The organism is Clostridium sp., from assembly GCF_018372875.1.
Taxonomy (GTDB): Bacteria; Bacillota; Clostridia; order Clostridiales; family Clostridiaceae; genus Clostridium.
This window is the reverse complement of the sequence record NZ_JAHAIF010000003.1, coordinates 90,280-108,099: the sequence shown is the minus strand read 5'-3', so window position 1 is coordinate 108,099 and position 17,820 is coordinate 90,280. Positions and strand designations below refer to the sequence as shown.

Sequence of the window (17,820 nt, the reverse complement as noted above, 5' to 3'; positions counted from 1 at the left end):
ATTAGTATCAACTATTTTAACAGATGAACCATGATTTAATACTCCTAGTATCTTAGTGTTTGTTCCTGCTCCTTCTCTTACTCTTAATCCCTCTGTTGCGTTTACAGTTCCATCTTTTTCTGTAACAGTTGACCCACTATTATTATTTGATGAACCACTTGAACCATTAGATATTTTTGTTATGTAATCTTTATGAGAATATCCTACTTTCCCATTGAAGTTAATTTTATACCAGTCTCCACTTTCACCAGTTATTTCAACCTCTTGTCCACTTAAAAGGTAACCAATAGTTAAAGCACTAGTGCTTGGAGCTTGTCTAACTCTAAGATTGCTTGTAATATTATTTACTTTTCCTTTAGTTATGTTAGTATTTGTACCAGATTCAGTTGTTTGAATAAGCTTAATATATTGGCTATGTACAAATCCTGTTTTATTACCATAACTTATATTATACCAATCTCCACTTTTAGAATTAATTTGTACAACTTCACCATCTTTTAATATTCCTATTTTTGCTGAAGTTGAACTAGCAGCTTGTCTAACATTTAGCCCTACTCCATCTGTGTTATACACCTGTCCCTTTTGAACTGTTCTAGATGCTTTTGATAAAGTATTAACCTCTATATATTCCTTTGATACATATGCTTCATGTCCTTTAAAGTCAATTCTATACCATTCTTCAGTTTCGCCCTTTATATTAACTACTTCACCATTTACTAAATACCCTATAACAGTTGATTGTAAGCTTGCACCTTCTCTTACTCTCAAATTACTATCAACATTTACAATCTTTCCTTCATATGATTCATTTAAATTAATAATACTTTCTACATCCAAAATATTATCATTAGTTAATTCAGTAGCAGCTACAGAACTATTAGCTAATGACATTCCTCCTGAAAAAGTTGCACCAGCTAAAATTATTTGTAGTATTTTTTTCTTATTCATACAAAATACTCTCCTTAATAACTATATTGTAATTATTTATCGAATATTATCATACTCATTTTACATTATATACTAAGTTAGCCATCATTCCTATACATATTGATAAATTTAGCAGTTTTTTTACAAAAATTGAGGGTGCATCACTTTTTGTGAGCACCCTCATTTAAATACAAATACTTATGTATCTAATAAATTTCCCTTTAGATACCTTACATCTATCAATAATTTTAAATCCAGCATTATACACAAATTCATCCATATCTTCAAATGTAACTAAAATTAATTTATCTGCTATTTTCCTTGCAGAGTTTATAATATTCATCTGTTCATTAGGTCTTATTGGTGTAAATAATCCATAAGGTAAATCTATTATTGCCACATCAAATTTCTCTTCTATGTCTTTAATATCCATTCCTTTAACCACATCATTATAACCAAAGAACTCTAAATTTCGTCTAGCATTACTACAGATCTGTTTATTAATATCAAATCCTTTAATATTAAATCCCATGGACACCCCTTCTATAACAACAGTTCCTACTCCACAACAAGGGTCCACCATTTTTATATTAAAGTCATTTCCTGCGGCTATATTAACTAAGGCTCTTGCCAGCTTTAACCCTAAGGAATTTGAATATGAGTAAGGCTTTTTATCATGAATATGCCATTCAAAGTCGTTCTTTTCATATTCACCCAAATACCACTTGTCCCCTATTTTGCTAATTCCAATTCTTACTCTAGGGTTATGAATATCAGGCTCACCAGTTATAACAAAACCAACTGCCCTTAAACTATTTAATCTCTCTTCATATGTAGTGTTCTTCTCTTCTGCTTTAACATAGATAACCTTAAAAGCTTCATAAGATAATTTGTCTTCCTTTATCTTGTCACAAATTTCTTCTACACTATCCCCTTCATAAATAACTTTTAAAGCTTCTTTTATAAATGGACTTCTTGAAGGATTAATCCATATATCAGAGAAAAAGTACTTTTCTTCTATATCATTCTTAAATAAAGACTTCATCTCCATTTTATATAACTCCTTTTCATAAGGAGGATAATTTGCAACATATATATACTTTTTATCATCTGTATTTATATTTTTTAACATATAATGATTTCCTTTCAATAACTTAGATTAATATAAGTATAACATATCTAAAGTCCAAATACAGGTAAGCTTAAATCTCTTTCGTAAATTCCCATAGCGCCCCCTTAAAATATACATATATGAAAACAGTCCAAATATATTTCCTAAATTAATATCTTCATCAGGACTAAGCGAAAAATCTATTTCAACATTATTAAATTTATCTACTAAATTTCCATATAGCTGTAAATATAAAAGCCTCAATTTTTTTACATCTTTATCTGTAAGATTATAAACTTATTTTTTCACCTTGCCTCATTTCTTTGTGATAATATTATAAAAAGACATGCATCAATAAAGACGCATGTCTACAATTAAAGTTCTATTCTCTTGTATATATTAGCTGTTACTAAATAAGATATATACATTATTAGTATTGTAATCAACATAGTTAGTAAAAATAGTATATTCTTATTTAATATATTTATGTTTATACCACTTAATATCTCAGGTAATTTCATTATAAACATAAGTGGTAAAAGTGTAAGAAGAATTACAACTATCTTACCCCTTTCAGGACCTAATATTGTTACAATAGGAGTTATTATTCCTACTATTACACTTCCAAGTACAAGAGCTGATATTATAACACTTTCTACTGATATATATGGGCTTCCCTCTAACAATAATGCTACTATGGACATAATTGCCATAGAAATGAAAATTCCTATTATTCCAAATACATATCTAGATAAAATATATTCATTTACCTTTATTGGTAGTGTTCTCACAAGATTATCAATATTACATGCTTTCTCTCTTCCAACTGTAATATTTGTAAATGCTATAACTATTATCCCAACAGCATATGTAGCCATCTCTGGAATTACAAAAGGTATAAATACACTTATTCCAATCATGGCTAAAAAAGTTCTATTTAATGAAAATAAATTTTCAAATTGCATTTTAACAAGACTTATAACATTACGCATTCTCATCACCTCTAGTATAAAATAATAAAATATCTTCTAAAGTGGCCTTATCATAAACCACTTCTTTACCAAATATCTCATAAGCTTTATTTTTATCAGATGTCATTCCTTCAAATCCATACCTATTTATTTTAATTCCTCTTAAAATTTTCTCAGATTCTATATCCAAAAGTTCAGCTTTTCCCCTTATAATGGCATGCTCTTCTAATATTTCATCTTTTATTCCAGTTAAAATTATTTTACCTTCATAAATCATAACTATATAATCTGCTCTCTTTTCTAAATCAGATGTTATATGAGTGGAATAAAAAACTGTTGCTTCCTCTCTTTCAATATGCTCCTGAAGCATTTCTAACAATTCACTTCTAACCCTTGGATCTAAGTTAGCAGTTGGCTCATCCATAATAATTAGCTTTGGATGATGACATAAGGCAATTATAAGTTCAAATTGTTTTTTCTGACCCTTTGAAAGATCTTTATATGCCTTATTTTCATCTATTCTAAACCTATTTATATAATTTTTATATAAACCTTCATCCCATTTTTCATAAAAATTACTCATGTACTTTTTTATATTTTTTACCTTAACAGTATCTAGAAAACCTGCTTCATCCCCTACATAACCAATTTCACTTTTATAAGTAAAATAATCTTGTATATCATTATTAAAAACCTTTATGATTCCAGAATCCACCTTGAGCATATTCATTATTAATTTTATTGTTGTAGTTTTACCTGAACCATTGGGTCCAATGAAACCTGTTATGTATCCACTTTCAATTAACAAATCATCTATAGAGAGTTGAAACTTCCCTCTTCTTTTTTTAACTCCTTTAAATTCTATAGCTTTCATAAAAATTACTCCTCCAAAAATAAACTTTTAAATATTTCTAAGCATTCATCCAATGTTAATCCAATAGCTTTAGCTTGGCTAATAGCATCATCTAACTTACTTTCTATTTCACATATAGCTGCTTCCTTAAGTCTGTCAGAATTACCTTCTGAAACAAAGGTTCCTTTTCCAGCTACTGTTTTTATAAAACCTTCTTTTTCAAGTTCTTCATATGCTCTTTTAGTTGTTATAATACTTACCCTCAAATCTTTTGCTAGCATTCTTATTGAAGGTAAGGCTTCACTAGGCTTTAATTCACCATTTAATATCTGATTTTTTACTTGGTTAGAAATTTGTTCATATAATGGAACTGATGAAGAATTACTAATTAATATATTCATTTTCCCTCCTAAGTGTATATACTGTCTATATACAGATATTAACACGTATATACACTACAGTCAATATTAATTTTTCATATTCTTCCACATTATGTATACTATTTAAATGAAAAATATTTCAAAACATAGTAATATAATATTAAATTTAGCTACTTGAAAACTTTACGGAACAATAAATTCCCTTATAGGTAACAATTACAGTTTTACTTTTTTAATTATCTCCGTTATATTTAAGTTAGTAATTTGAGAACTTTTGCATATAATAAAACCACGTAACAAAATTTTTACGGGAGCTAGATTTTATGAAATTAAAAACGCATTTATTTATAGCAAAAAAGATAATAAACAATAACAAGGATAATGTTTTATTAAAATATTACTCACCATTTTTTTATCTTGGAACAATATTACCTGACTTAATTGCTTCATATAAAGTTCATCCTCATTACTTTGAAGAATCATCAGAATATGTTTATAGCAAAATAGAAAAAATCTCAAACTCAGGTAAACTTAATATATTTAACTCTATAAGAGCAGGTATAATAGTTCATTATTTATGTGATTTCTGTTGTTATGCTCATATAAGAGGAAACTTCAATTCCTTAAGAAAACATCTTAAATACGAAAATGACTTAGAGAAGTTTATACTTGATGAGGAAAGTAGCGAAGTGGCAATAGATAATAATATAAACACTGAAAATTCAAATATATTATACGAACCAGAAACCTTGAATTCTTATATTATTGAACAAATTAAATTATATAGACTTGGAGACCCTAGTTATAAATGGGATTATATAAATGCTACAGAGGTATGCTCTACTGTGTTTAATTCTTTATTTAATCTTTGTACATCTTATAGCATAATTTATAGAAAACTAGCCTTCACTAACTAATAAAAAAGATAGTAACTTATAAGTAAGAATATAAAAAAAACACCAACAATAGTGGTGTTTTTTTTATATTCTTATTACTTTTTAACCTTAATTATTTAACTGTCATTCCATTTTTGTCTTTTAACAAAACATCATGTGCTCCACCTTCAACTATACTTGTAGATGAAACTAAAGTTATCCTTGCCTTTTCTTGAAGCTCTGGAATAGTTAAAGCCCCACAATTACACATAGTTGATTTAATTTTTGCTAAGGTAACTTCTAAATTACCATGTAAGTGTCCTGCATAAGGAACATAGGAATCTACTCCCTCTTCAAAGGAAAGCTTACTTGCTCCACCCATATCATACCTTTGCCAATTTCTTGCTCTTGCAGAACCTTCTCCCCAATATTCCTTCATATAGTTACCATTTATAATTACTTTATTTGTTGGGCTTTCTTCAAATCTTGAAAAATACCTACCAAGCATACAGAAATCTGCTCCCATGGCAAGAGCTAAGGTAATATGATAATCATGAACTATTCCACCATCAGAACATATTGGAATATAGATTCCTGTTTCCTTATAATATTCATCACGTGCTTTTGCAACCTCAATTACAGCTGTAGCTTGTCCTCTTCCAATACCTTTGGTTTCACGAGTAATACATATAGATCCTCCACCTATACCTATCTTTATAAAATCTGCTCCTGCTTCAGCTAGGAATCTAAAGCCTTCTCTATCTACTATGTTTCCAGCCCCAACCTTTACCTTATCACCATATTTTTCACGAATAAAGGCAATAGTTCTCTTTTGCCATTCTGTAAAGCCTTCAGATGAATCTATACAAAGAATGTCTACTCCTGCATCTATTAATGCTGGCACCCTTTCTTCATAGTCTCTTGTATTAATTCCAGCTCCTACAACAAATCTCTTTTGTTCATCTAAAAGCTCATTTGGATTTTCTTTGTGAGAATCATAATCCTTTCTAAAAACGAAAGCAACAAGTCTTTGTTCATCATTTAATATTGGAAGTGCATTAAGTTTATTATCCCAAATTATATCGTTTGCCTCACTAAGACTTATTCCTTCCTTTGCATAAATAACCTTGTCTATAGGTGTCATAAATTCAGAAACCTTTGCAGACTTGTCCATACGACTTATACGATAATCTCTACTTGTAACAATTCCAACCAATTTTCCTGTGGATGTTCCATCATCTGTTACTGCAACTGTGCTATGTCCTGTTTTTTCTTTCAAATTAAGTATATCTTCAAGAGTTTCGTTAGGTTTTATACTTGAATCACTAGTAACAAATCCAGCTTTATAGTTTTTAACTCTTCTTACCATTTCAGCTTGATTTTTAATAGTTTGAGAACCATATATAAATGATATTCCCCCCTCTTTAGCAAGGGCTATAGCCATTTTATCATCTGATACTGACTGCATAACCGCAGAAACAAGAGGAATATTCATAGTAATAGAAGGTTCTTCACCTTTTTTAAACTTTACAATTGGTGTTCTTAAACTTGCTTTTGCTGGTATACATTCTGCTGATGAGTATCCTGGCACCAATAAATACTCACTAAATGTATGTGATGGTTCATTAAAATAATACGCCATTTCTATGCCTCCAATAATATTTTTAATGATAATTATAACCATTGTACCATATTTTTACAATAACATATATTAAATATTCCAAAGAAAAAAGTAAAGTGGATATTTATTTTGCTTAAATACATCAAAATAAATATCCACTCATCTTATACTGAAGAAATAATTATAAAACTTTTATAGGGAAAATAGCATCTAATATGCCAATAACAACTGCTGCTAGTATTGCACCAATTATTGATACTCCCATATATGGAACGAAGAATTGTGCTACATAAATAATAACAGCAGAAATTAGAAATCCCTTTATCCCTTTACCAAAAGGCGATATATTCTCATTCATAAAAGACTCTACTAAATAATCGAGAGCAGATATTACAACTGCTGCAATTAAATATGACCATAATCCATAGATAGTAAATCCAGGTGTTAAAAAAGATGTAACTCCTAAAATAATAGCTACTATTACCATTCTTCCTATCCACCTTAAAAAAGTATTACTATCAGAAGTATTTTTTTTACCATTATATCCCATACAAGAACCTCCTTTATAGGTTTAGTATGTTCTATAATTTAATACCTATACATTTTATACTACCCAATGACCGTCTTTAGGTAATTCCTTGCTTTCATCATACCTTTTTAAGATATTAAGAACTGCTCTAAAAGCAAAAATATCTATTCCCAACTCATTTTTTTCAGCATAATAACAATCCTTTAGAACCCTAACTTTTCCTTTTTTAAAACAATCAAAACACTCATTATTTTCCAAAACAGATAAATTAATTTGAAGTCTACCATCTAATGAGTCAGCTAACTTTTCCTCAGCTGGAAAGCTAAAATTATCTCCTGAATATGCATATAAAGCATTTTCTTTATCAATAGAAATTAATTTGTATATCCCCTCATATCCCCCGCTCATAATACTTCTCCTTCTTTATTACAAAGATTTTATATTTTATATTTTAGCATATATATACACCTATATAGATGTCCATATTTATTCTCTTAGTGTAGAGTTTTTAACATTTTATTAACTTTCTATCTACCCCTTAATACATTTAGAATAATTGAAAATTCTAAATTAAGAGGGCTGTATCAAAATAATTTATTATTTGATACAACCCCTTTTACTTTTAATTTTCAATAATGAACTTTTTGCCATACTTAATATAATCTAATAAATCTAAATAATCCTCTTCAATAACACCTATAACATTTCTTCTGTTATCTATTTTTAACTCTTCTCTTGCAACTATTAATTCTCCTTTATAATTTAGATATTCATCATTATTTATAAGAACAGTACCTCTTTTAACAACCTTGTTTCCAGTATTATCACTTGGAATTGATGTATTCTTAAACTCTACTCTTCCCATAGAATATCTTATTATTTGCTCACTACTTTCATGTCTATCATTAATGACCTTATTAAAGAAGTTTTTTTCTACCTCTGTTAATTCTTTTGATGCTTTAAATTTAAGCTTAATTATATCTTTATCTAAATTAGCTAAAGCTTCTAACTCTTCATTTGTAGCAAAGGCATTTCCTATTATTACATCATCTACACCTAAGGCAAATAATTCATCTGCTTGAGCTATTATATCTTTATATCTGTGTTTTTCTAATGTTGGAAGACCATCATTAGTAGGCCAAGGTCCCATCTTGCCACCTTTAGTTCCATTTACAAAAGCTCCTGTCTTTAATCCCAATGATTTATGCCTGTCCATACAGTTATTAAAGAACTCTAAAGAAAGACCTGTATATTCTTCAGGATAGAAATTATGGCATACAAATAGCTTTTCTTTCTTGCACCCAAAATCAACTATATTATTTGCATAGGATGTATTTAATGAACCATTTATTTCTATATCTAAATTATACTCATTATACGTCATCATCATTTCATGAATTCCATTAAATATTCCATCTAATCTTATTCCAGTAACACCTAATTCAAGAAAAAACTTTAAATCAGTTGGGTCTACCCCAATATTCTTAAGGACCTGAGGATTTATATCTATAAAAACTCTCATTCCTAAGTTTTTAGCATAATTCATTATTTCTCTATAACACTCTATTTGTTTAAGAGCCTTTTCCTTTTCAGAATCAACCTCAAGCATTGATGTGAAAATTCTTGAATAACCTAAATCATAAGCCTTTTTTATATAATTTAAGTTATCTTCCTTTGAACTTAATAGTGGATAAACACTTATACCTATCCCCATAATACCACTCCTATATCTTAATATTTATGCTTACAGTTACATATTATCTAATTTATATATTTTTTTCAAATTCAATATCCTCAATAAGTCCTTTAATATACTCAATGACTTCAGAATCTGTCATCTTTTTAGCCTCATCTAATACATCTTTATCTTTAAAATTTTGCATCATCAATCCTTAACACCTCAACTTTTATTTTAAGTATATTTTAACATAAAAATAAGATGCAAGATTTACGTTTGCACCTTCATATAAATTAAACTTTATCTCTATTAATTTAATATTCTAGTCATTTCTTTCTTTATAATTTAATCTCTTACTCATATATATATTACTATCTTCTATGTATCCTTTTTTATATCCATGTAACAATATCTCTTCATATAGCCTTGTTTCAATATCCTTAGTATTAAGCTTTGTTAGTATATATCCTACATCATTAGTATTTTCAATAGGTTTTACATTTATCAATTGATACATAGTATTTACATCTTCTACTGAAAAGCTACTAAATCCATAATATTTTAGCATTTGTAAAATAAACTGGATCTGTTTATAAAAGGACATACAACTAAAGTTTATTTTGCTATATTTACTATTACATGCAAACTTTATTTCATTTAAGTTTAAATTTGCCCAACCCTTCACAATTACACCTCTTATATTTTTAAAAACTAAATATCATATATATCAGAGAACTCAATTTCAGCGCTTTTAAATGCTGAATCCCATGTGTTCTCCGTATTATATACTATTTCTTTTGGTCTAATTTGGTCTATAGGTAAGTAAAAACCAAACCTAGACCCAACTCCTAATTTACTTTTTAATAATATACCTCCACCATGCATTTCTACAAATGCTTTTATTAAGCAAAGCCCTATTCCACTCCCCTCTGCTCTTCTAGAAAATGTACTATCTACCTGATTAAATATATTAAAGATAGTTTTTATATCTTTCTGTGGAATACCTACACCGTCATCTTTAACATATATATATACTCTACTTTCTTTCCAATCTGTTTCTATATAAACTTCAATATTGCCACCCTCATCTGTAAACTTAATAGCATTTGAAATTAAATTTAAAATTACCTTTTCTATTCTTTTAATATCTACAGATAGAAAAACCTCTTCCTCATCGGTATCAAAAATAATATTCCTTTTCATTCTACCAACATAATCAACTATAGAATTAACTATATCTTCTACTAATGAAACAATATTTATAATTACTTTATTAAGTTTTATTTTTCCACTTTCAATATTATTCAAATCAATCAGATTATTTATAAGCCGTAATAATCTATATCCATTATTCTTGACAGTAGTAAGATATCTATATCTTTCACCACTTTTATTATCTCCTTCATATAGCTCTAGTAGCTGTATTGTTGAAAGTATAATATTAATAGGAGTTCTAAACTCATGAGAAATGTTAGATATAAATTTTGATTTATAAACCTCCTCCTTCAATTTATTTTCAATCTCTTTTAGTTCCTCCTCTAATCTAAAAATAAAGCTTATCTCACTTCCAACTATGTATATCTGCTCAGTAGCGGATTCATTATAATAATACCATTCCATAACTTTAAAAAATCCATTTTTACATCTAAGCTTAAATATACCTCCATAACATTTATGACTATGATTCGTATAAATTTCATTTAAATCTATACTTTGCTCTGTTAACTCTATAATATTATCAATTGTCATTTTAGATAGTTCTTCTTTTCCCCACCCTAAAAGTTCTATTGCATTAGAACTAACTTTCTTTATATTTCCTTTTAAGTCTATTAAGATACATAAGTCAGTTGAAAGTTTCAAAAAAATATTCAGATCATTTTCTATTCTCACTTTTTTAGAAAACTGTTCTGCTATTACTTTTGATAACTCTATATTTTGAATTCTATAGGCAATTCTACTAGCCACACTTTTTAAATACTTTTCAGTTTTCTTTGTATAATTTTCCATATTACAAAATAAATTTATGATTCCGAATAAATTGTTGTCTACTAATATAGGAATGATTAATTTATCTGTGCCCTTAAATAGCTTATCATAGATTTTATAAAGTTTATTTTTTCTGTAAAAATCTGCTATCATTTCCTCGTATTTAGGTAGTAACAAATCTGAATTAATACTCTTTAAGTAATGAATATCATGCCTAGATAAGTTTACTTCATAATCATATAAAAATTTATCTAATACACCAACCCCCACCATCTTTTTAAGTTTTGACTTATCTTTAAGTATCCATACACTAACACCAAAAACAGATTCATCATCATTAATTTCTTCTATATAACTTAATATATCATTATAATTATTTAAGTTAATCTTATCTCTATTTTCTGTAATAATAGCTGTAAAGTCGCCATAATCTAAATACTTCTCATCATTAAGCTTATTACTATCTAACTGTTTTGCTATTGCAATTAATGATACGCATTTATCATTACTATCAATTATAGGAATCTTGTGAACATGCAGCAAACACTCCTTACCATTAATACACAAATATTTATTTATAATACTATACTTCTTATTTTTAATTACCCCTCTGTCATTTTCAATATCAATCTTATAGCATCTTCTATCAAATATTTCTTTACAATTATTTTCTAATAAATATTCTTTTTCTCGTCCTATAACATCACAAAAACTATTATTAACATAAAGATATTTACCATTTATATTTTTAATCCATATGCACTCATCATATTTATCAATAGAACTTCTTAATAATTCCTCAATCTCTGTTGAAGTAACATAACTCTTATTAACAAAACTATTAAACATATTATGCCTCCTAAATTAACTCTATAATATATTATAACTTCAATTTTACATTTATCAACAATTTTGTAATATTTTATATATAGAACTTTAAGAATATTCATATTTTTGTCTTCCTACTCTTCTAAATTAAGATGTAACCAAGTAATAATTAAACAAAAAAGGACTATGAATATTTAATTACATAGTCCTTTTTACTATTTTAAATTTTCAAGTTCTAACACCTTTTGTATACATTCATCAGCCAGGTAATTCTCTTTCTTCCTAGCAATTGTAACTTCATAATCTGGAATAGTTTTGTATTCCTCGTTACATGTTCCATCATATGAAGTTCCCATATCCTTAGACATCCTTAAAATATAGCCACTTTTAGGAAGGGATAAAAGAATAGGATCACTACCTAAACCATCTCCACCAGTTGTCTTTCCTATTAATGTTGCAAAGCCTGAATCCTTAGAAAAAACTGCAAAGGCTTCAGCAGATGAATATACTACATTATCCACTAACAAATATATATTTCCTTTAAAATTAACTGAATCATTAGGGGTTATTGTCATTGTAAACTCATCATAATACTTAAATTTCTCCTCTACTTCAGGAGGAAGATTAGGAAGCTTTGTTGTATCTAGATTTTCTATACTTTCATAAGGATCTTCACTAACTTTTTTAAGTTCTTCCTTATATTTATTAATTACTTCCCCATCCTTTAGAAATACGTAAGTTGTACTACTATAGGGTTTTGATGCAAGCTTTTCAACAATATTCATCATCCAATAAGCTGAATCACCACCACTGTTTCCTCTAATATCAATTACTAAAGCTTGATAATTCTTCACCTTATTAAAATAATCACTAAGTAGTTTTTCATCTTTATCCATTTCAAAAAAGCTTATCATTTGAGGGACTTCAACATATCCCACCTTCCCCGAAACTATATCTTTAACCCTAGCATTCACATTAACCTGCTTTGATGTACTTTCTGTATTCTCTTGATTTTCACCTTTTTCTAGGTCCTCTTTATTAATTCCATATCTGTTCATAACTTTTTCATCTTTAATCACATCTACCATACTTCTTTGCCAATTATTATTATGAATATAAATATGATATAACCCCATAACTTCTTCTTTATTCCTAAGAATTTGCGTATGTCCATTATGTAATTCAAAAATCATATTGCTTATTACACCTAAATATTCTTCATCACTTTTAGTTTTTTTAGCTTTCTTTATATATTCTTCTTTCTTACTAAGCCAATCTATCCCTGTAAGCCTTTCATTAACCTCTAAAAAAGGATAATTCTCTTCTATAGTTTTACAAAGATATTCAACTTCTTCTACCTTATCTTTCTTAGAAAGTCCTGTTGACTTCTCACTCTCATTTAAAAATAACAATAAAGGAGTAATTAATATTATTAATATAACAAATATCTTGCCCCATCCTTTTTTCATACTTTCCCTCCTAAAACTTTGTACATTTATAATTTTAGCATTTAAATTTTATAATACAATATTTTACTATTTGTTGAATATTATCCATTGTTGTATTATAATTAATGCCATTAAATTCATTTTGTGAATAGGAGAAGACATATGAACAAAGAATCTAAACTTATGCTTTCAGCACTTAATTTTGAGGAGGGTCATAACCGTAGAAGCAATCATATTTTAAAAGTCTATGCTCTAGCAAAAACCATTGGGGACTGTGAAGGTCTTTCAGAAAAAGAGAAATTAGTATTACATGCCTCAGCTATATTACATGATATAGGGATAAAAATTTGTAAAGAAAAATATGGAGATGCAAGCCAAAAACTTCAAAGAAAAGAGGCTCCCCTATTAGCTCGTGAGTTCTTAAAAAATGCTGGCTATGAAGAAAAAGCAATTCATAGAATACTATATTTAATAAAGATGCATCACTGCTATGAAAAAATAGATAGAATTGATTTTCAAGTTTTAGTTGAGGCTGATCTTATGATTAATGTTTTTGAAGAAGGATATTATGAGATTGGTTTGGATAGGATGGAAGAAATTATAAAAACTAGAACTGGTAAAGATCTATTACATAATTTTTTAAAGACTAAATTGATATCTTAAACATACATATTGCTCCTTTAAACTAATTTATTGGTTATGTTGCTTCACAAAGAAAAAACTAGTTTTCTAGGTTTTTCTTTTATAATAAATAAAGACATGCTATTTTATTCTACATATCTTTAATTTTCTAAATATAACTAACCTTATTTAATACATATCATGTTAATGTTAATGTTAATCAATGATTTCACAATTACCACATGAAGTTGTTTCTAAATTTAAATACATCTCATGTTAATGTTAATCCAATGGAAATAAGCCATTTAATAAATCTATTATCTCTCTCATCACTTATTAATTCAAGTTTTATAAAAAGTTTACCAAGCAAATGAATATTTGATTTCATTTTTATTTTTTCATCTTCTATCACTGTAATAACAGTTCATTCAAGATTTTTTATTTCAAGATCACTTGGTAAAATTTCATTAATAAAAAATTTCCCAGGCCATTATTAAGCCATAATTTTTTGCCATCTAAATTTTCCAAACTTATCTGATGGAAATCTTGCTGCACATATACTTTATTTTTTAAGACCAAACAAACTTCATTAGCATTAAAATATTGAAGCTATCACAATTTAATTCCAATTATAATTTTCCAAAGATAAAACAAGAAGCCCTAGAATAATTCTAGAGCTCCCCATATTTATATATTGGTATATTTATAAAAACATATCTTTATATATTTATAAAAATATATATTTACATATTTATTTGTTTATGCACTTTTTTATAAAGCTTTTCATTACATCCTCTTGTCCCTTTGACACCTTAATACCCTTAACACTCTTTGCTCTAGACGCTTTATCTTTCAGCAATTCTAGTTCCTGCTTTTCATCTAGAGAACCTCCAACAGAATAAACTATAACATCCTTCCCTTCTAAAGGAGCATTGTCAATATATTTTTGTAATGGCTCTGATACTGTTCCCATATAGACAGCACTACCAAATACTAAAAGTTCATAATCTTCAACATTATAATTCAATTCTGAGGATGGATGATTTATAACCACAGTGTATCCATTTTCATTTAGCTCTTCAGCTAAAGCCATAGTAATATTAGTAGCAGTGTCATGCTTTGATTTTTGATATAGTACTAAAGCCTTCTTATAAGCGTTTCCATTTAATATCTTTTCATTTGGACTTAATTCTTTAGTATTAAGATTTAAGTAGATTTTGAAAAAAAACATAGCTGCAATAAACAGCACAACCAAAACACCTAAAATAATTAAAATAATCTTTCCCATTCTTCTCAATTCCCTTCTCCCCTTATTTTTTTAATCCACTAAAAATTAATGATGTTTGAACTTTAAATAACTCTTCCGCTTCTTCCATAGTTATAATATTAGTTTTACTCATAATTAAATTGAATCCTAAAAATGAACTCCAGATACAAAGGGCTGTTTTCTTAATATCAACCTTTTTAATTTCTCCAAGCTCTATCCCCTTTTCTATATTAGCTTCTAAGAGATGAAGAAATTCACTACTCTCTTCATTCCTATTTGTAGAATACTTATCCAAAACAATAAGATTGTATCTTTCCCTTTCATTAATGGCCAATTCCATTATGCTATGAAAAACTCTAGTAGCATTCTCTATAAAGCCCCCATCTGGCTTTATTACTGCTAAAATTCTTTTCTTCATCTCTAAGTTAGCATTTTTTTGAATCTCATCAATTATTTCTTGCTTATCCTTAAAGTGATGATATATAACTCCTGTCGTGTAATCCATCCTATCACTTATTTTTCTAACTGTTAGAGCTTCAAATCCTTCTTCTATACCTATTTCCATAGCTGTATCTAATATCTCTTGCTTCATACGTTCACTTCTTTTGTTTTGTCCTTCTCTTCCCATTCTCTTCTCCTCTTTTATAACTTTATTACTTTTTATAACGCTGTTATGTTTTATATATACCACAACTTCCAAAAGTTTGCAACAAAAAAAAAGAAACACTTCATACAAAAGCGTTTCTTCATTATATTAATTATCTATATTATCATTATTATTTATTTTTATTACTCCGTAATTTCCATCTTCTTTTACTTCTTCAAAATCTACATTCTTAACAACAGTACCTTTTTTTGCATCTGCACCCTTTGTCTTAACAGAGCTTATCTTTTCACTTATTTCATCTCCAATATTTCTGCAGATTTTACTTCCTGATTCTACTGCATTATCAACAACATCTACTGAACTATCAGCTATTTTACTTGCACCACTTTTAATATTAGCACCAAGTTTCTTTCCCATGTTTTGATATTTTTCCTTGCTCTCTGGGTTATCATCAATTTTTTCTGCTATTGCACCAACAGCATCAGCCCCAAGTTCAACACCTACCTTAGCAGCAGTTCCAACAACATTTATTGTCTTCTTTACAAATTTACCTAACCCCATATTCATCACCTTTCAAAAATGTACTTTATATTATTATATTACCAATTAAACCTGATGTTAAGGAGTAAAATGTAAAAAAACTAATTAATCCCTCTATATTAATCATTTTATGTATATAAAACAAAAAATTAACTGAACATCTTACTTTGTCCAGTTAATTTTTATACTAAAGTTTTTTAACAAATTCAGATTTAAGGCTCATAGCACCAAATCCATCAATCTTGCAATCTATGTTATGGTCACCCTCTACTAACTTTATGTTTTTAACCTTAGTTCCCTTTTTTAAAGCAGATGATGCACCTTTAACTTTAAGGTCCTTAATTATTGTTACAGTATCTCCATCACTTAAAATGTTTCCATTAGAATCTTTAACAACTAAAACATCATCGCTAGCTTCATTGTTTCCTTCTTTACTCCATTCATAAGCACATTCTGGACAAACAAAAAGACTTCCATCCTCATAAGTGTATTCAGAATTACATTTTGGACAATTTGGAAAATCGTTCATACTCTACATTTCTCCTTCGTATCTTATATTGAGATTTTATAATATCATAGTATTATATTATTTACAATTCTATATGCCATTATTAATTATTTCAACAAACTTAGTTGAGGCTATAGACATAGGAACACTTTTCAAATGACAAATACCTATACTTCTTCTTGGAATATCTTCTTTCAATTTCACTTGGTATATAGTACCTTCATCTAAATATTCCTTAGTGAATTCTTTTACAACACATGCTACCCCTAAATTTATCTTTGCAAATTCTAAAAGTAAATCATATGAGCCAAGCTCAAACTCTGGAGATATTTTAACACCCTTAGATAGCAAAAACTTTTCAACATACTTTCTTGAGTTAGAATTAGGCTCTAAAAATATTAAAGGATATTTACATATCTCACTAAATTCTATACTTTCTCTTGATAAATGCTTAAACTTTTCGCCACATATAAAAATATCACCTACTTCAAAGCAAGAGCTGGATTCTATTGAAGGATCTTCTATAGGAAGATTACATATAGCAATATCAATATCTCCTGATTTTAATAATTCACAAAGTTCTAAGGTTGTACTATTGTTAATTTTGAACTTTATATTAGGATATTTGTTATGAAACTTTTCTAAAAAAGGTACTAAGAAATATTTAGATATTGTATCTCCCACTCCAATCTTTAATTCTCCAATTGCAAGATTTTGAAACTCTAATATCTTTTCTTCCCCAAGTTTTATCAAATTCATTGCTGAATTAATGTATTCAAATAATAAAGTTCCCTCATTAGTAAGAGATACTCCCTTAGGAGTTCTATTAAATAATCTTATATCTAACTCTCTTTCAAGGGCCATTATAGCTTGACTAACAGCTGGTTGTGTCATATACAATTCTTTAGCTGCTTTAGAAAAACTTTTGCTTTTTACTACTTGGCTAAATACTTTATATAAATCTAACTTTGTAATCATATAAGCACTCCTTATACCTACTATTTAATCTATTTATTTTACTTATATCACTATATGGAGTATATTACAAGCATATGGAAATAATTATTATA

Annotated in this window: 19 protein-coding genes; 2 read left to right on the top strand and 17 right to left on the bottom strand. The window is 28.1% G+C overall.

Features of this window, described 5'->3' with window-relative positions; translation table 11 throughout:
* From KIB46_RS02255 to KIB46_RS02235, 5 genes are all read right to left on the bottom strand, one after another.
* Positions 1–948, bottom strand: a 948-nt coding sequence (locus KIB46_RS02255; RefSeq protein ID WP_291670545.1) for an SH3 domain-containing protein, incomplete at its 3' end; no start/stop codon positions are given.
* 163 nt (positions 949–1,111) lie between these two features.
* The gene (locus KIB46_RS02250; RefSeq protein ID WP_291670543.1) at positions 1,112–2,059 is read right to left on the bottom strand and encodes an SAM-dependent methyltransferase; all 948 of its coding nucleotides are present in this window, start codon (positions 2,057–2,059) and stop codon (positions 1,112–1,114) included.
* 353 nt (positions 2,060–2,412) lie between these two features.
* A complete protein-coding gene (locus tag KIB46_RS02245; RefSeq protein ID WP_291670541.1) occupies positions 2,413–3,030 on the bottom strand; it encodes an ABC-2 transporter permease in 618 nt (205 codons plus the stop codon).
* Entirely contained in the window at positions 3,023–3,883 is an 861-nt protein-coding gene (locus tag KIB46_RS02240) for an ABC transporter ATP-binding protein (protein ID WP_291670539.1), read from the bottom strand. The genes KIB46_RS02245 and KIB46_RS02240 overlap by 8 nt, the downstream gene beginning before the upstream one ends.
* Before the next feature lie 5 nt (positions 3,884–3,888).
* Positions 3,889–4,263 (bottom strand): GntR family transcriptional regulator, encoded by a 375-nt coding sequence (locus KIB46_RS02235; protein ID WP_291670537.1) that lies wholly within the window; start codon positions 4,261–4,263, stop codon positions 3,889–3,891.
* 302 nt (positions 4,264–4,565) lie between these two features.
* On the opposite strand from KIB46_RS02235, the gene KIB46_RS02230 reads away from it, so the two are divergent.
* Entirely contained in the window at positions 4,566–5,159 is a 594-nt protein-coding gene (locus tag KIB46_RS02230; protein ID WP_291670535.1) for a zinc dependent phospholipase C family protein, read from the top strand.
* Positions 5,160–5,250: 91 nt separating this feature from the next.
* On the opposite strand, the gene KIB46_RS02225 is transcribed toward KIB46_RS02230, so the two are convergent.
* The 7 genes from KIB46_RS02225 to KIB46_RS02195 all read right to left on the bottom strand — a co-directional run bounded on the left by KIB46_RS02225 (position 5,251) and on the right by KIB46_RS02195 (position 13,228).
* Complete coding sequence (locus KIB46_RS02225) at positions 5,251–6,759, bottom strand: IMP dehydrogenase (protein ID WP_291670533.1); 1,509 nt, start codon at positions 6,757–6,759, stop codon at positions 5,251–5,253.
* 160 nt (positions 6,760–6,919) lie between these two features.
* Positions 6,920–7,288, bottom strand: a complete 369-nt coding sequence (locus tag KIB46_RS02220; protein WP_291670531.1) for a phage holin family protein — start codon at positions 7,286–7,288, stop codon at positions 6,920–6,922.
* 54 nt (positions 7,289–7,342) lie between these two features.
* Positions 7,343–7,675, bottom strand: coding sequence for a hypothetical protein (locus KIB46_RS02215; protein ID WP_156560019.1), 333 nt, complete (start codon positions 7,673–7,675; stop codon positions 7,343–7,345).
* Positions 7,676–7,889: 214 nt separating this feature from the next.
* Positions 7,890–8,981 carry a MupG family TIM beta-alpha barrel fold protein gene (locus KIB46_RS02210; protein WP_291670528.1) on the bottom strand — a complete coding sequence of 364 codons (1,092 nt, stop codon included), beginning with the start codon at positions 8,979–8,981 and terminating at the stop codon, positions 7,890–7,892.
* 286 nt (positions 8,982–9,267) lie between these two features.
* The gene (locus KIB46_RS02205; RefSeq protein WP_291670526.1) at positions 9,268–9,630 is read right to left on the bottom strand and encodes a hypothetical protein; all 363 of its coding nucleotides are present in this window, start codon (positions 9,628–9,630) and stop codon (positions 9,268–9,270) included.
* A gap of 26 nt (positions 9,631–9,656) precedes the next feature.
* A complete protein-coding gene (locus tag KIB46_RS02200) occupies positions 9,657–11,780 on the bottom strand; it encodes an ATP-binding protein (protein ID WP_291670525.1) in 2,124 nt (707 codons plus the stop codon).
* Positions 11,781–11,974: 194 nt separating this feature from the next.
* Complete coding sequence (locus tag KIB46_RS02195; RefSeq protein WP_291670524.1) at positions 11,975–13,228, bottom strand: S41 family peptidase; 1,254 nt, start codon at positions 13,226–13,228, stop codon at positions 11,975–11,977.
* Positions 13,229–13,369: 141 nt separating this feature from the next.
* Between KIB46_RS02195 and KIB46_RS02190 the strand changes: the two genes are divergently transcribed.
* Positions 13,370–13,870, top strand: coding sequence for an HD domain-containing protein (locus tag KIB46_RS02190; RefSeq protein WP_156560009.1), 501 nt, complete (start codon positions 13,370–13,372; stop codon positions 13,868–13,870).
* Positions 13,871–14,579: 709 nt separating this feature from the next.
* On the opposite strand, the gene KIB46_RS02185 is transcribed toward KIB46_RS02190, so the two are convergent.
* The 5 genes from KIB46_RS02185 to KIB46_RS02165 all read right to left on the bottom strand — a co-directional run bounded on the left by KIB46_RS02185 (position 14,580) and on the right by KIB46_RS02165 (position 17,728).
* Positions 14,580–15,116 (bottom strand): flavodoxin domain-containing protein, encoded by a 537-nt coding sequence (locus KIB46_RS02185; protein ID WP_291670549.1) that lies wholly within the window; start codon positions 15,114–15,116, stop codon positions 14,580–14,582.
* A 22-nt stretch (positions 15,117–15,138) separates the two neighbouring features.
* Entirely contained in the window at positions 15,139–15,723 is a 585-nt protein-coding gene (locus KIB46_RS02180) for a TetR/AcrR family transcriptional regulator (RefSeq protein WP_291670523.1), read from the bottom strand.
* Positions 15,724–15,849: 126 nt separating this feature from the next.
* Positions 15,850–16,263: a hypothetical protein gene (locus KIB46_RS02175; RefSeq protein WP_291670522.1), complete on the bottom strand. Its 414-nt coding sequence runs from the start codon at positions 16,261–16,263 to the stop codon at positions 15,850–15,852.
* Between the two features lie 166 nt (positions 16,264–16,429).
* Positions 16,430–16,771, bottom strand: a complete 342-nt coding sequence (locus KIB46_RS02170; protein WP_156559981.1) for a zinc ribbon domain-containing protein YjdM — start codon at positions 16,769–16,771, stop codon at positions 16,430–16,432.
* A gap of 69 nt (positions 16,772–16,840) precedes the next feature.
* Entirely contained in the window at positions 16,841–17,728 is an 888-nt protein-coding gene (locus tag KIB46_RS02165) for a LysR family transcriptional regulator (RefSeq protein WP_156559978.1), read from the bottom strand.
* Between the last annotated feature and the right edge of the window lie 92 nt (positions 17,729–17,820).

Bases quoted from the DNA above. Each gene is read 5' to 3' on its own strand.
- KIB46_RS02250 (WP_291670543.1), bottom strand. From the start codon at position 2,059: ATGTTAAAAAATATAAATACAGATGATAAAAAGTATATATATGTTGCA.
- KIB46_RS02245 (WP_291670541.1), bottom strand. From the start codon at position 3,030: ATGCGTAATGTTATAAGTCTTGTTAAAATGCAATTTGAAAATTTATTT.
- KIB46_RS02240 (WP_291670539.1), bottom strand. From the start codon at position 3,883: ATGAAAGCTATAGAATTTAAAGGAGTTAAAAAAAGAAGAGGGAAGTTT.
- KIB46_RS02235 (WP_291670537.1), bottom strand. From the start codon at position 4,263: ATGAATATATTAATTAGTAATTCTTCATCAGTTCCATTATATGAACAA.
- KIB46_RS02230 (WP_291670535.1), top strand. From the start codon at position 4,566: ATGAAATTAAAAACGCATTTATTTATAGCAAAAAAGATAATAAACAAT.
- KIB46_RS02225 (WP_291670533.1), bottom strand. From the start codon at position 6,759: ATGGCGTATTATTTTAATGAACCATCACATACATTTAGTGAGTATTTA.
- KIB46_RS02220 (WP_291670531.1), bottom strand. From the start codon at position 7,288: ATGGGATATAATGGTAAAAAAAATACTTCTGATAGTAATACTTTTTTA.
- KIB46_RS02215 (WP_156560019.1), bottom strand. From the start codon at position 7,675: ATGAGCGGGGGATATGAGGGGATATACAAATTAATTTCTATTGATAAA.
- KIB46_RS02210 (WP_291670528.1), bottom strand. From the start codon at position 8,981: ATGGGGATAGGTATAAGTGTTTATCCACTATTAAGTTCAAAGGAAGAT.
- KIB46_RS02200 (WP_291670525.1), bottom strand. From the start codon at position 11,780: ATGTTTAATAGTTTTGTTAATAAGAGTTATGTTACTTCAACAGAGATT.
- KIB46_RS02195 (WP_291670524.1), bottom strand. From the start codon at position 13,228: ATGAAAAAAGGATGGGGCAAGATATTTGTTATATTAATAATATTAATT.
- KIB46_RS02190 (WP_156560009.1), top strand. From the start codon at position 13,370: ATGAACAAAGAATCTAAACTTATGCTTTCAGCACTTAATTTTGAGGAG.
- KIB46_RS02185 (WP_291670549.1), bottom strand. From the start codon at position 15,116: ATGGGAAAGATTATTTTAATTATTTTAGGTGTTTTGGTTGTGCTGTTT.
- KIB46_RS02180 (WP_291670523.1), bottom strand. From the start codon at position 15,723: ATGGGAAGAGAAGGACAAAACAAAAGAAGTGAACGTATGAAGCAAGAG.
- KIB46_RS02175 (WP_291670522.1), bottom strand. From the start codon at position 16,263: ATGGGGTTAGGTAAATTTGTAAAGAAGACAATAAATGTTGTTGGAACT.
- KIB46_RS02170 (WP_156559981.1), bottom strand. From the start codon at position 16,771: ATGAACGATTTTCCAAATTGTCCAAAATGTAATTCTGAATACACTTAT.
- KIB46_RS02165 (WP_156559978.1), bottom strand. From the start codon at position 17,728: ATGATTACAAAGTTAGATTTATATAAAGTATTTAGCCAAGTAGTAAAA.